The 12,610-nt window shown below is 67.9% G+C and carries 12 protein-coding genes; 6 read left to right on the forward strand and 6 right to left on the reverse strand.

From position 1 onward, the window contains the following. The first annotated feature begins 105 nt into the window (after window positions 1-105). The 3 genes from RSO01_RS17670 to RSO01_RS17680 all read left to right on the forward strand — a co-directional run bounded on the left by RSO01_RS17670 (window position 106) and on the right by RSO01_RS17680 (window position 4,039). Window positions 106-1,539, forward strand: a complete 1,434-nt coding sequence (locus tag RSO01_RS17670; protein WP_147150441.1) for an aminotransferase class I/II-fold pyridoxal phosphate-dependent enzyme — start codon at window positions 106-108, stop codon at window positions 1,537-1,539. A 17-nt stretch (window positions 1,540-1,556) separates the two neighbouring features. Then, entirely contained in the window at window positions 1,557-2,873 is a 1,317-nt protein-coding gene (locus tag RSO01_RS17675; protein ID WP_147150442.1) for a hypothetical protein, read from the forward strand. Window positions 2,874-2,998: 125 nt separating this feature from the next. Then, window positions 2,999-4,039 carry an acyltransferase family protein gene (locus tag RSO01_RS17680; RefSeq protein WP_147150443.1) on the forward strand — a complete coding sequence of 347 codons (1,041 nt, stop codon included), beginning with the start codon at window positions 2,999-3,001 and terminating at the stop codon, window positions 4,037-4,039. Between the two features lies 1 nt (window position 4,040). On the opposite strand, the gene RSO01_RS17685 is transcribed toward RSO01_RS17680, so the two are convergent. From RSO01_RS17685 to RSO01_RS17705, 5 genes are all read right to left on the reverse strand, one after another. Further along, on the reverse strand, window positions 4,041-4,457 hold the full coding sequence (locus tag RSO01_RS17685) for an acyl-CoA thioesterase (protein ID WP_147150444.1): 417 nt from the start codon (window positions 4,455-4,457) through the stop codon (window positions 4,041-4,043). A gap of 3 nt (window positions 4,458-4,460) precedes the next feature. Further along, the gene (locus RSO01_RS17690) at window positions 4,461-4,889 is read right to left on the reverse strand and encodes a PaaI family thioesterase (RefSeq protein WP_170303151.1); all 429 of its coding nucleotides are present in this window, start codon (window positions 4,887-4,889) and stop codon (window positions 4,461-4,463) included. Window positions 4,890-4,896: 7 nt separating this feature from the next. Then, entirely contained in the window at window positions 4,897-6,399 is a 1,503-nt protein-coding gene (locus tag RSO01_RS17695; protein WP_218037375.1) for an indolepyruvate oxidoreductase subunit beta family protein, read from the reverse strand. Window positions 6,400-6,469: 70 nt separating this feature from the next. After that, window positions 6,470-8,620 (reverse strand): thiamine pyrophosphate-dependent enzyme, encoded by a 2,151-nt coding sequence (locus RSO01_RS17700; protein WP_147150446.1) that lies wholly within the window; start codon window positions 8,618-8,620, stop codon window positions 6,470-6,472. A gap of 17 nt (window positions 8,621-8,637) precedes the next feature. Beyond that, window positions 8,638-9,333 (reverse strand): tRNA-uridine aminocarboxypropyltransferase, encoded by a 696-nt coding sequence (locus tag RSO01_RS17705; protein ID WP_147150447.1) that lies wholly within the window; start codon window positions 9,331-9,333, stop codon window positions 8,638-8,640. A gap of 38 nt (window positions 9,334-9,371) precedes the next feature. On the opposite strand from RSO01_RS17705, the gene RSO01_RS17710 reads away from it, so the two are divergent. Genes RSO01_RS17710 through RSO01_RS17720 form a run of 3 tightly spaced genes read left to right on the forward strand, consistent with a single transcriptional unit; the run spans window position 9,372 to window position 11,455 of the window. Further along, window positions 9,372-10,157 (forward strand): hypothetical protein, encoded by a 786-nt coding sequence (locus RSO01_RS17710; RefSeq protein ID WP_147150448.1) that lies wholly within the window; start codon window positions 9,372-9,374, stop codon window positions 10,155-10,157. Between the two features lie 25 nt (window positions 10,158-10,182). Continuing rightward, entirely contained in the window at window positions 10,183-10,404 is a 222-nt protein-coding gene (locus RSO01_RS17715; protein WP_147150449.1) for a biotin/lipoyl-binding carrier protein, read from the forward strand. After that, window positions 10,397-11,455, forward strand: coding sequence for a YeiH family protein (locus tag RSO01_RS17720; RefSeq protein WP_147150450.1), 1,059 nt, complete (start codon window positions 10,397-10,399; stop codon window positions 11,453-11,455). Before RSO01_RS17715 ends, RSO01_RS17720 begins: the two co-directional genes overlap by 8 nt. Before the next feature lie 92 nt (window positions 11,456-11,547). Here the strand turns inward: RSO01_RS17720 and RSO01_RS17725 are convergent, their stop codons facing one another. Beyond that, window positions 11,548-12,537 (reverse strand): Bug family tripartite tricarboxylate transporter substrate binding protein, encoded by a 990-nt coding sequence (locus tag RSO01_RS17725; RefSeq protein ID WP_147150451.1) that lies wholly within the window; start codon window positions 12,535-12,537, stop codon window positions 11,548-11,550. Between the last annotated feature and the right edge of the window lie 73 nt (window positions 12,538-12,610).

The raw sequence follows: 12,610 nt of genomic DNA on the forward strand, positions 1-12,610 counted from the left end.
GCAGCCACAATCTGGACACTGGCAAGCCCACAGCCCGCATTCCAAGAATACGAGAACAGCCCGGCAGCCGGGCGCGCGAGAGGGTGTCTCGCGAAGGGAGGCTAAATGTCTCTGGCAGCGCCGGAGGAGACGTCACTTGAAGCCGCGTTCGTCTGCAACAAGTCAGAAAGTGTCCTGTCTGTCATCGAGAAGTGTCTCGACAACGGGCTGGGCTCGTGCCTGGTCGTCGGTGACGACCATCGCCTCATCGGCCGCATCTCTCTCGACGACATCCGGCGGGCATTGGCCGACGGTACGGCGATCGTCGATCCCACGCTGGGCTGGCACCCGGCGGGCAACATGATCAGCGCCAATCCTCTGCGCAACGACGTCGATCACCAGGAAATCCTGCGGCCGGTGGTCGATGCGAGCGGCCACCTGACCGGCGTCCTGATCGATCGCTCGACGCGGCCTGTCCAGGTGGCGATGCCGCACATGACCAGCGACGACTTCCGCTCGATGCTCGACGCGTTCATCTCCGGATGGATTTCCAGCAAGGGACCCTACGTCAACAAGTTCGAGGAGGACTTCAGTCGCTTCGTCGGCGTCCGCCACGGCGTCGCCGTCTCGAACGGCACCGTGGCGCTGCATCTCGCGCTGGTCGCACTCGGCATCGGCCCCGGCGACGAGGTGATCGTGCCCGATCTCACCTTCGCCGCCACCATCAATGCAGTGCTGTATTGCGGCGCCACACCGGTGATCGTCGATGTCGATCGCCGGACCTGGTGCATGAGCCGCGAGACCGTGAAGCGCGCCTGCACGGCGCGGACCAAGGCGATCATCCCGGTCCATCTCTACGGCCGGCCGGCCGAGATCGGACCGATCACGGAGTTTGCCAGGGGCCGCGGTATTGCGGTGGTCGAAGACTGCGCCGAGGCGCATGGCGCCCGCTATCGCGGCAAGGCGGTCGGCCAGTTCGGCGACGTCTCCTGCTTCTCGTTCTACGCCAACAAGATCGTGACCACAGGCGAAGGCGGCATGTGCGTCACCGATTCGGCCGAGCTCGCGACCTCGCTGCGCGTGTTGCGCGACCATGGCATGTCGCCGGACCGCTCCTACTGGCACGAGCGGGTCGGCTTCAACTACCGCATCACCAACCTGCAAGCGGCGATCGGCCAGTCGCAGATCTGGCGCGTCAACGAAGTGCTGCAGCGCAATGCCCGCATCGCCGCGCTCTACCGCGAGGCGCTGAAGGGCATTCCCGACGTACGGTTTCCGCCCGAACTGCCCGACGAGTACCGGCCTGTCGTGTGGATGACCTGCGTGCAGGTGCCGGCGGAGAAGCGCCTGCCGCTGATGCGCGCGGCACACGAGGCCAAGATCGAGACGCGGCCCTTCTTCCATCCGCTCTCGGCCTTGCCGCCCTACGGCAAGTACGCCCGTGCGTGCCCCAACAGCATCGAGCTCTCCGCCACCGGCGTGAACCTGCCGACCTCGCACTCGGTCGACGAACAGGTGGTCGAGCGCGTCGCCCGCGTATTCCACGACGTGTTCGCGTAACGGAGGCCGTGTCCGCCATGTTGTCATCGGTCATCATCGGCGGCGGCCCCGGCGGCCTCGGGCCGATCATCTGGGCGGCGCAGCACGGATTGCTGCCAGAGTGGCTCGATCGCGGCATCGCCGTGATCGAGCGCCAGGCGCAGCTCGGCGGCACGCTGGGGCGGTTCGGCATCCATTCGGATTCGCTGGGCGGCTCCTATCTCGAATGCCTGGAAGCAGCAGGGCTGCCGGCTGAGTTGAGGCCGTTGCGCGACGAGCCGGTGGCGCACGAGATGGCGCACTATCGCGACAGCTTTCCGCCGCTCGTCCTGGTCGACCGCTACATGCGGCGCATCGGCATTGCGCTCGCCGCCATGCTCGCCGAACGGTCGGCCCTGCATCTCTGCACCGAAGCCAGCGCGATCCATTTGCGGCCCGACGGTTCGGTCGAGGTCGAGATCACCGGACCTGACGGCCGAGAGAGCGTGCTCGCCGCCCGCTCCGCCGTGGTCGCCCTGGGTGGCCGCCAGCGCTGGATGCAGGGCGAGCTGCGGCCGGGCCTGGCCTTGGCGAGCTGCGCGATGCGCCATGTCATGCCGTCGGATCGCGCCCTGTCGGCGGCGGGGCTCGAGGAAGCCGACCGGATCCTCGCCGAAGCTGGCCAACGGCCCATCCTGATCCTGGGCGGCTCGCACAGCGCCTATTCGGTGGCGGGCGCCTTCCTGGGATTGCCGGGCGCAGAGCGCCTGACCAAAGGCCAGATCGTCATCCTGCAGCGGCGCGAGCCGCGCATCTTCTATCCTGACCGCCAGGCCGCGCTCGACGATCTCTACGAGGTCGCGCCGGGCGACATCTGCCCGCGCACCCAGCGGGTCAACCGCATGGGCGGGCTGCGCGGCTTCGGCCGCGAGATGTGGCGCCAGATCGCGCGGCGTCCCGGCACGCCGGCCGAGCCGCGGGTGGTCACCTTGAACATGCAGCGCCTCAGTGACGGGGAGCTTCGCGCCATGATCGCCGAAGCGGCGCTGGTCGTGCCGAGCTTCGGCTATCGCTCGGCGATGCTGCCGGTGTTCGACACCGACGGCCGGCGACTCACGCTCAACGCCGAGCTGGGTGGCAATGCCGTCGGCGAGCAGAGCCGCCTGCTGCTGAGCGACGGCAGCAGCCTGCCCAACCTGTTCGGCATCGGATTGGGCACCGGCTACAAGCTACCAACCAGCATGGGCGGCGAACCCAACTTCGACGGCCAGGCCAACAGCCTGTGGCTCTATCACAACGACATCGGTGCCATCATCTATCGCGCCATCCACGAGCTGGAGCGCAAGACCGCAAGCGCAGCCGCTGTCGCCGCCTAGCGCTTGTCCGCTTTTTGCAGGCTGCATCACGGAGTCGTGAGCTTGTCACGGCCTAGTCACCGCGCGTGCGACGCGACCGCGGTATGGCTGCCGCGATGCTCGGGACAACGAAGCGGGGACGATAGGTGCGAGCAGGAGCGGAACGTATCGCCGGCCTCGATGTGCTGCGCGGTTTTGCAGCCGGTGCGGTGATGTTGCATCACCACGGCCAGTACTACGACGTGCTCTATCCGGGACGGATCCCGCTCGCCGTCGACCTCGGGCCCGGCCACTTCGGCGTGGAACTGTTCTTCATCATCAGCGGCTTCGTGATCCTGATGACGATCGAGCGCAAGAAGACGGTGCGCGAGTTCGCGGTCTCGCGCACGGCGCGGCTGATGCCGGCCTTCCTGGCCGCGCTGATCCTGGCCACCACGATTCGCGCCGTCTCGCCCGTGCCCCTGCTCGACACGCCGACCGTGCCGCAGTTCCTCGCCAACCTCACCATGGCGCCGAGCCTGTTCGGCCAGAACGCCATGGACATGCCCTACTGGACGCTGACCTACGAGCTGGTGTTCTACGTCGGCATGGGGCTGATCCTGGCGATCGGCATGCTGCGCTGGGCCGAATGGTTCGGCCTGCTGGCCGTCGCCGTGAGCTGTCTCTTCATCGCCACGCTCGACGTGCGGCTGCACTATCGCAGCTCGATCCTGTTGCTTGTCTACTACAGCAACTTCTTCCTGATCGGCATCTGCCTCTATCGCATCCACGCCCAGATGGCGCGGCCGGTCACCTGGTTGGCGCTGGTGGCCGCCATCGCGGTGACGGCGCTGGGCGGCGGCGAGAAGTCGTTCGACACGCCAGGCCGCCTCTACCTGCCCCTTACGCTCGCCTTCACGGCGCTCGTGTGGTTCGCCATCAGCCGTCACGGCAAATGGCTGGCTTGGCGGCCGCTCGTCTTCCTGGGACAGATCTCCTACCCGCTCTATCTCGTTCACGTCGTGCTGGGCTTCGCGGTCATCCGCTGGGGCGTGGCGCGTGGCTGGAGCACGCTCGAGGGCGTGGTCGCGGCCAGCCTCGTCTCGCTCATCATGGCGACGCTGCTGCACTATCTCGTCGAGGTGCCGGGCGGACGCTGGGTGCGGACGGCGTTGGATCGGCGACAGCCGCCCGCGGTGGCGGCCTAGACTAACCGCCGAGCCGCTTTCTCACATCCTCGGGAATCGGCACCGCGTTCAGCGAGCGTGCGTCACCTGTCTTCTTCGCCCAGATGCGCGTTTCGGTGCCTTGGGCCGCGATCTCGCCCGTCACGTCACGGAAGACGTGGGTGATGGTGAAGGAGCTGCGCCCGAACCGCGAGACGTGGCTCTCGACCAGAAGCTTCTCGCCGGGCTGAGAGGCACGCTTGAAGGAGCATTCGGCGGCGACCAGCGGCGTGCCCTCCGTCCACGGCCCGCCGCGCGTGTTGTGCGTCGCGCCGGCCATCGCCAACAGTCGATGGCTCGCCTGGTCGCACCAGCGGAAGTAGGACGGGTAGTAGACGATGCCGGCGGGGTCGCAGTCGCCCCACTCGACGGTCACTTCGTGACGGGAGACCAGCGCCATGGCCTAAACCTCGACCGGCTTGCCGGTGATGTATGTCGTGCCGGTCATGGCGGCGACCAGCTTGCCGTCGCCGCGCGCGACGTCGATCCGATAGTTCGACAGCCTGCTGGTGCGCGCGATCTCCACCGCTGTCGCCGTCAGGACATCGCCCGCGCGGGCCGGCAGGCTGTAGAGGATGTGCGAATCGATGCTGGGGGACAGGATGCCTTGCGAGTTGCTGGCATAGCCCATCGCAGCGTCCGCCAGGGTGAAGACCAGGCCGCCGTGGGCGACGCCGATGAAGTTGATGTGGCGCTCCTCGAGCCTGACCCGGCTGACCGCGCGGCCGAGCGACGCCTCGACGATCTCGATGCCCAGCGAGCGCGCAAAGTTGTCACGCGCGGCGAGCGCAAAGACATCGATCGCCGCCGGCTGCTGTTTGCCATCCTTCATCGCTGGTCTACTCCGCGGCATGCCGCAATGACGGGACCGCGGCAGCAATCGAGGCCAGCGTCTTGGACAGGGTCTCCCCCTCCGGATCGACCAGGGCGGCCACGCGCGCGCCGGCAACGGCATCCACTGCCGCGCGGGGCGTCATGCGGCGCGCCAGGGCGGGCTCGATCACCGCGGCCGTGATACGGCGGTAGTTGGCCAGGCCGCGCTTATAAGTGTCGCCGTAGCCTTTGATCAGGCGGGCGCACTCGGCGATCTCGCGCGCCAAGCCGACATTGGTGCGGCCTGCCGTGCGGATCTGCTCCAGCCAACGATCGATCTCAGCCTGCTCCTCGGCGAAGCGGTAGGTGTTCGGCCGGTATGACTGCAGGCCCGCGACCAGCCGCAGGCGCAGGAAGCCGAAGACCGTGGTCGAGCGCAGATGCATGGAGAAGTAGGTCTTGCCCGTCCGGCCGCTACGCTCGCCCCAGGCCAGCAGCCGTTTGGCCCAGGTCGGCGGCAGGATCGCGGCGATCTCTTCGATGCCGGGCTTGAAATGCTCGGTGATCTCGATCGGCTCGCCGTCCTTGGCGCGGACCTCGGCGCGCACGCGCGCCAGGCGCTCGGACGAGGTCTTGGCCTGGGCGACGCGGATGACGTCCTCGAACGACATGCGCACCGCCAGATGCCGCGCCGTCTCGCGCAAAAGTTCGGTCGAGCCCAGCGCGTGCACCGTATCCAGCCGGTTCAGGTACCACTCGGCGTACCAGCGATGCTGATAGGCCGTGAGGCGACGCATGCCCTCCTCGATCACGTCCAAAGCCGGCGCCGGATAGGAGCGCCGGGCGCGCGCCAAAAGATCTTCCAGGCCCTGCGCGGCGGCCTGCCGCTTGCGATGCTCGCGCACGACCTGAGCGAGCTCGCCGCGGGCATGGCCGCGGCCAAATGCGAAGGCCGCGAGGTTGGTGTCGACGGCCTTGCCGCCATGGCGGATCGCAGCCTCGAAAGCGGCGTCGGGAATCGGCAACCGGCCCGACCCCGCCAGCGCACCCAGCAGCACGGCGTTGATCACGCCGCCGGACTCTTCGGCGGCCTGATCCATGTCGAACAGGACCTGTTGTTTGCTGCGCTCCTTCACCGCGCGCAGCAGGCGGCCGACATCGAAGCTGCCGTCGCCCATCGCCATGCGCTCGCCGATCGCCAGCACGCGGTGGGTCGAGGCGATCAGCGTGGTGCGGTCGGGCGTGATGAAGCCATTGAAGATCATGCGGCCGGCTTCGAGGAGCTCGGTCGCCAGCGCGACGTCGACCTCGCCGATCGCCGGGTTGAGCGCCAGCACCGAGGGGCCAGCGGCCGGCGCGGGCATGACTTCGAGATAGTAGGTCGTGGCCCCGGTGCGCTGCGCCACGCCGGGGATTTGCGTCGCCTGCACGGCCAGCCCCTGGCTCTGTGCGGCCGCAACGATCCAGTCGCACAGCACGCCGCCACCATCGCCGCCCAAGGCACCGACCAGGATGGTGATGGGCATCATGGGGGCGCGGACCTCCCGGTCCGCTCATACCAAGACATGAGCGGGCCGGAGGCCCGCGCTCCCAGTATTATCACGCCAGCGCCCCGATCACCGCCATCCGAAAACGCCATTTCACGCGGTCCCACCAGGTGGCGTTCTGAACGATGTCGGCCTTGTAGAAGGACGGGCAGAGCACCGCGGCATCGGCGACCTCGCCGCACAGGCCGCAGCCGACGCAGCCGTTGTTGACGTGCGCCACCGGATCGGAGCGCAGCGGATCGGGGCTGGGCTTGACCACCAGCGACGGGCAGCCCGACAGGCGGATGCAGGAGTGATCGCCGGTGCAGACCTCGTCGTCGACGCCGAAGCGGGTGCGCACCACGCGCTCGCCGCGCTTCAGTTGCGCGGCGACCTGCGGGCGGATGCGGCGCTGGCGGGCGAGCTGGCATTCGCCGTCGGCGACGATCACCTTCAGCCCCTTGTCGTCGCTGCTCATCGCCTCACGCAGGGTCGTGAGCATCGTGCCGACATTGTAGGTGCGGATGGTGCGCAGCCATTTCACGCCCATCGCCTTCAGGGTCGCGGCGATATCCGAGGTCGTCTCGCCGTCACATCGGTTGCCCGACGTGTTGGGAATGAACTGCGCGCCGGTGGCCGAGGTGTAGCCGTTCTGCATGATCACCAGCACGCGATCGCCGCGATTGAACATCGCCGAGGCGACGCCGCTCAGAAGGCCGTTGTGCCAGAAGCCGCCGTCGCCCATCACGGAGATGGTACGTTTCTGCATCACCGGCGCCACCGCGCCCGCGGCGGCAAGCGACATGCCGAAGCCCAGGATCGAGTTGCCGAGGTTGAACGGCGCCAGGGTCGCGAAGGAGTGACAGCCGATGTCGCTCGAGATGTGGACCTTGCCGACCTCGCGCTCGAGCAGCTTTATCGCCGAAAAGACCGGCCGCTCGGGGCAGCCGACGCAGAAGCCGGGAGGCCGGAGCGGCAACGGCCCGCCCAGCAGGCGCTGGGCCTCGGCGCGGCCAGCACGCGCCGCCTCGAAGCGCTCGCGTGGCTTCGCAAGATCGATGTCGTTGGCCGACTGGGCAAAGAACTTCAGCAGGCCGTCGGTCACCACTTCGGCCGTGTACTCGCCCGCCATCGGCAGCACGTCCTTGCCGTAGACCTTCGTATCGATGTTGCGCTTGCGCAGGATCGCGTGGATCGCCTGCTCGATGTAGTCGGGACCACCCTCCTCGACCACCAGCACGGCGCGCTTGCCCTTGCAGAAATCGACGATCTGGTCGGGCACCAGCGGATGCGTGACGTTCAGCACCAGGGTCGGGACCTTGCCTTCGATCTCCAGCCGGTCGAGGCCGCGCAGCAGCACGTTGGTGATGCCGCCCTGCACGATGATGCCGAGGTCGGACCGCTCGCCGGGCAGGAACTCGTTCAGGCCGTGCTCGACGATGAAGCGCTGGGCGGCAGGCTGGCGCACCTCGACCTTGATCTTCTCCTGCACATAGGTCGACGGCGGATGGGAGATGCGCGCGTAGTCGTGCGCCGCCGGCTCGGCGAGGCGCCGGTTGCGCGACACCGGCGGCGGCTTGTTGTTCTTGGCCAGAAACTCGCCGGTGACGTGGCAGGCGCGGATGCGCAGCTCCATCATGACCGGCGTGTTGGTCGCCTCGGAAAGCTCGAACGCCTTCTCGGTGCAGCGTACGATCGACGGCAGGTTGGGCCTGGGATCCAGCAGCCATACCGACGACTTCAGCGCATAAGCGTGCGCCCGTTCCTGGATGATCGAAGCGCCCTCGCCGTAATCCTCGCCGACCACGATCAATGCGCCGCCGATGACGCCCGGCGATGCGAGGTTGGAGAGCGCATCGGCCGCCACGTTGGTGCCGACGATCGACTTCCAGGTGACGCAGCCGCGCAATGGATAGTTGATCGAGGCGCCGAGCAGGGCCGCGGCCGAGGCTTCGTTGGTGCAGGTCTCCAGATGCACGCCGAGCTCGTCGAGCAGGTCCTGCGATTCGACCAGCACGTCGACCAGATGCGAGACCGGCGCGCCCTGGTAGCCGCCGACATAGGCCACGCCCGACTGCAGGATCGCCTTGGTGACCGCGAGGATGCCCTCGCCGCGGAAGACGTCGCCGTCGCCCAGCCGCAGCGCGCGCACTTCCTCGGCGAAGGAGCGCTCCGGATTGGTGCGCTGGGCGACAGGAAGCTGGGCTGCCGGCTGGTCGAGCATGGGGCGGACTATAAAGGCTAACGACGCGACCGACGATCCCGCTTGGAATCGCGGATTCCCGCGGCTCCTGCCCGCTTGACCAGCTCGCGGAACGGCCCCAGCAGGCGCTCGCGCACCGTCGCGTCGCGCTCAAGCACCGACAGCGCCAGCGCCACGGCTTCGAGAGTTGACACGGCGTCGGACCGCGCCTCGCGGCGGAGGCCGCCATAGAGTGACGGGCCGTCCGGCACGACGACCAGGCGACGCAGCCGCGTCAGCCAGGCGTTGCGCCACCACAGCGCCTTGGCTTGCGCCCAGTTGCCGTCGAGCGCCACGAGTCCCTGCAGGCCGGTGAGAGCAGAGCTCTGGTCGACGAGCGGTTCGCCGTTGCGATCGATCGCGACCAGCGGGTCCTTGCACAGCCGACGCGCTTTGTCCCCAGGCTTGGCGGCACCGAGATAGAGCACTCCCCATTGACGCGGATCGACAAGGCGTTGTTCATTGCCCTTCTCAAATGCATGGCCAAGGTTGCGCCATGACAGCCCCACTGAGACACAAGCGTCAGCTAGTGAGCGCGTCAGCAATCGAGCCGTGCCCAGCACGCGATCCTGCTCTTGTGGGTGTTGCAGGACAAGGACGGCCACCTTGTTGTCGACGACAGGTGCGGCCGGACAAACGCAGAGCGCGGGCGGTCGTCCGCATGGGCAGGGTCCTTCCGGGGCACCGTCAGTCATGCGTGAAGATATAGACCGTTCGTCCGAAGGCTGTCGCCATGACCGTTTCCATCCTCGCCGTCCCCAGCGTCACCAAGCTGCCGTCTGCTGCTGACGGCGCGGTGGTGGTCGGTGGCTCGCACGGCGCGGTCTATGCCGCCTACCTGTCGGCCAAGGCGGGCGCCCGGGCAGCGATCCACAACGATGCCGGCGTCGGTCGCGACGAAGCCGGCGTCAGCGGCCTGGCGTGGGCCGAGGCGCAGGGCATGGCGATGGCGGCAGTGCTGAGCGGCAGCGCGCGCATCGGCGATGGTGCCGACATGTTGAAGCGCGGCGTCATCAGCCGCGCCAATCCGCTGGCCGCTGCATGCGGCGTCAAGCCCGGTCAGGGCGTCGCCGAGGCGGCCGATCTCCTGAAGGCCGCACCCTGGCCACATCCCAAGCCCGCGCCGATCACCGAAGCCCGGACCATGGCCGGGCGCATCCTGTGTGTGGATTCGATCTCGCTCGCGACCATGCGCGACCGCGGCAAGGTGGTGTCGAGCGGCAGCCATGGCGGCGTGCCGGCGGGCGAAATGGCGCTGACGTTCGGACCGCGCCTGGTGCTGTTCAACGATGCCGGCTTCGGCATGGACCATGCCGGCGTCGCGGGCCTTCCCATCCTCGACCGGGCCGACATTCCGGCTGCTACCGTTTCGACCATGTCGGCACGCATCGGCGACGGCCGCTCGACCCTGCTCGACGGCTTCTTGTCGGAGGTGAACGAGGCTGCATATCGGCTCGGCGCGCGGCAGGGCCGGTCGGCGCTTGCCTTCGCCCTTGCCGTGGCCGAAAAGACCCCCTGAGCATCGCAGCGGAGATCAGCCGGGCATGGCCGTCGTCAACGTTAAGTCGGAAATCGCGGGCAATGTGTGGAAGATCCAGACCAAGCCCGGCGACAGGGTCGAGGCCGACGGCGAGATCATGATCCTGGAATCGATGAAGATGGAGATCCCCGTGCTGTCGCCGCGCGCCGGCACCATCAAGGAAATCCGGGTCAGCGAAGGCGAGGCGATCGACGAAGGCCAGCTGGTCGCCATCCTTGATGCGTAGCAGCGCCGTCGCCGTCGAGATCGTCCGCCTGTGGGCGCCCGACAATCTGCGTCGGGTGGCGCCCGGCGTAGCGCTGTGCGCCGTCATCGCCGCCATTGCCTTCGTGGCCGACAAGCAGAATTTCCTGCGCTTTGGCGCGGTATGGATACCGCCGCTGATCCTCACTCTGGTGATCGGCATGGCGCTGCAGCCGCTGTCGGACCGCGCCGTGCTGAAGCCCGGCCTCGAGTTCTCCGGCCGCACGCTCCTGCGCGTCGGCGTGGCGCTCTATGGCGCGCGCCTGACCTTCGGCCAGCTGGTCGACGGCGGCGCACTGCCTGTGCTGATCGCGCTCGCCGCGGTCTCCTGCACCATCGTGTTCGGCGCCTGGGCGGCGCGGCTGTTCGGGCTCTCGCGTGACTTCGGCTTGCTGACCGGTTGCGCCACCGGCGTGTGCGGGGCTGCGGCGGCGATGGCGGCCTCGGCGGTGCTGCCCAAGCACGCCAATTCGGACCGCGACCTCGCCTTCACGGTGATGGGCGTGAACTTCCTGTCGACCGTCGTGATGGTGATCTATCCCACCCTGCAGCCGGTGCTCGGATATTCGCTGCACGAGATGGGCGTGTTTTTGGGCGGCGCCATTCACGACGTGGCGCAGGTCGCGGGTGCGGGCCAGACGATGGGACCGCAGGTCCTGACCGAAGCGATCATCACCAAGCTGCTGCGCGTGGCCTTCCTGCTGCCCGCGATCGCCGGCATCGCCTGGTGGGTGGCGCGCGGCGGCGAGACGGCCGGCGAGTCGCGGCCGTCGCCGCCGGTGTTCCTGTTCGGCTTTTTGGCGCTCGCCGCGCTCAACTCGGCGGGCGTCGTGCCGCCCGGCGTGAAGGCTGCGGTCGCCGACATCTCCTCTTTCCTGATCATCACCGCCATCGCGGCGCTCGGCATCAAGACCTCGCTGCTGGCCCTGGCCCGCATCGGCGTCGCGCCGGTGATGCTGCTGATCACCCAGACGGCGTTCATCGGTCTGCTGGTGGTCGGCTTGATCTACGCCCTGCGAACGGTCGGGCTCTAAGGGAGCGCGGACCTCCGGTCCGCTCATGATCATGAACGAGCTGGAAGCTCGCGGTCCGCAAGAATATGAGCGGGCCAGAGGCCCGCGCTCCCTTAAGTCCCCGGCTTGGTCCCCGTCGCGCGCACGACCTCGCCCCAGGTGTCGATTTCCTTCTTGATGAACTCGGCGAACTGGATGGGCGTGCCGGGTGCCGGCATGCCGGCGCGGCGCTCGATCTCACGCACGACGGCCTGGTCCTGCAACAGCGCATTCACGTCGCGGTTCACCTTGGCGACGATCTCGAGCGGCGTGCGTGCAGGTGCGGCGAGCCCCGACCAGCCGGCGGCATCGAAGCCCGGCAAGGTGTCGGCGATCGGCGGGATGAAATCGAGCGGCGGCGGCGCGCGGCGCGCCGTGGTGACCGCCAGCGCCTTGATGCGCTTGTCGGTGATCGGGCCGAGCGCTGCCGCAGTGCTGTCCATCATCAGCTTGACGTGCCCGCCCAGCAGATCGGCCATCGCCGGCCCGCTGCCCTTGTAGGGGACATGCACGATGTCGAGCTTGGCGCGCATCTTGAAGAGTTCCATCGACAGGTGCTGCGACGTGCCCGGACCGGCCGAAGCGTAGGAGAGCTGGCCCGGTTCCTTGCGTGCCAGCTCGATCAGCTCGCCCAGTGTGTTGGCTTGGAAGGTCGGATGCGCCACGATCACCAGCGGCACCAGGAAGATGTTGGTGATCGGCAGGAAGTCGACCAGCGGCCTATACGGCAGATCGGGGTAGAGGCTGGGATTGACGCCGAAGGTGCCGCTCGAGACGACCATCAGCGTGTACCCGTCGGGCGCCGCGTTCTTGCCGTATTCGGTGGCGGGAATGCCACTGCCGCCGGCCTTGTTCTCGACCACGACCTGCTGCTTCCACACGTCGGTCAGCTTCTCCGCCATCAGCCGGGCAAAGATGTCGGCCGCCTGGCCGGGCGGGAACGGCACGACGAACCGCACGGGCTTGGTGGGCCACGACGCCTGCGCCAGGGCAGGTGCTGCCAGCGCTGCGCTGGCAGCACCTGCCAAGCGTATCGCCTGCCGGCGCGTGGGGTTACTCCGCATAAACAAACTCCTCAATGCTTCGGGCTCAAGTTAGCACAGGCATCGGAAGATGACGGCGTCTCACGCTCGACAC

Origin of the sequence: Reyranella soli (assembly GCF_007992495.1) — a bacterium.
GTDB classification, from domain to species: Bacteria; Pseudomonadota; Alphaproteobacteria; order Reyranellales; family Reyranellaceae; genus Reyranella; species Reyranella soli.

What these genes read in the sequence shown, in the direction of transcription:
- RSO01_RS17710 (WP_147150448.1), top strand. Translation starts at nt 9,372, where the DNA reads ATGACCGTTTCCATCCTCGCCGTCCCCAGCGTCACCAAGCTGCCGTCT.
- RSO01_RS17700 (WP_147150446.1), bottom strand. Translation starts at nt 8,620, where the DNA reads ATGCTCGACCAGCCGGCAGCCCAGCTTCCTGTCGCCCAGCGCACCAAT.
- RSO01_RS17695 (WP_218037375.1), bottom strand. Translation starts at nt 6,399, where the DNA reads ATGATGCCCATCACCATCCTGGTCGGTGCCTTGGGCGGCGATGGTGGC.
- RSO01_RS17725 (WP_147150451.1), bottom strand. Translation starts at nt 12,537, where the DNA reads ATGCGGAGTAACCCCACGCGCCGGCAGGCGATACGCTTGGCAGGTGCT.
- RSO01_RS17690 (WP_170303151.1), bottom strand. Translation starts at nt 4,889, where the DNA reads ATGAAGGATGGCAAACAGCAGCCGGCGGCGATCGATGTCTTTGCGCTC.
- RSO01_RS17670 (WP_147150441.1), top strand. Translation starts at nt 106, where the DNA reads ATGTCTCTGGCAGCGCCGGAGGAGACGTCACTTGAAGCCGCGTTCGTC.
- RSO01_RS17715 (WP_147150449.1), top strand. Translation starts at nt 10,183, where the DNA reads ATGGCCGTCGTCAACGTTAAGTCGGAAATCGCGGGCAATGTGTGGAAG.
- RSO01_RS17720 (WP_147150450.1), top strand. Translation starts at nt 10,397, where the DNA reads ATGCGTAGCAGCGCCGTCGCCGTCGAGATCGTCCGCCTGTGGGCGCCC.
- RSO01_RS17705 (WP_147150447.1), bottom strand. Translation starts at nt 9,333, where the DNA reads ATGACTGACGGTGCCCCGGAAGGACCCTGCCCATGCGGACGACCGCCC.
- RSO01_RS17685 (WP_147150444.1), bottom strand. Translation starts at nt 4,457, where the DNA reads ATGGCGCTGGTCTCCCGTCACGAAGTGACCGTCGAGTGGGGCGACTGC.
- RSO01_RS17675 (WP_147150442.1), top strand. Translation starts at nt 1,557, where the DNA reads ATGTTGTCATCGGTCATCATCGGCGGCGGCCCCGGCGGCCTCGGGCCG.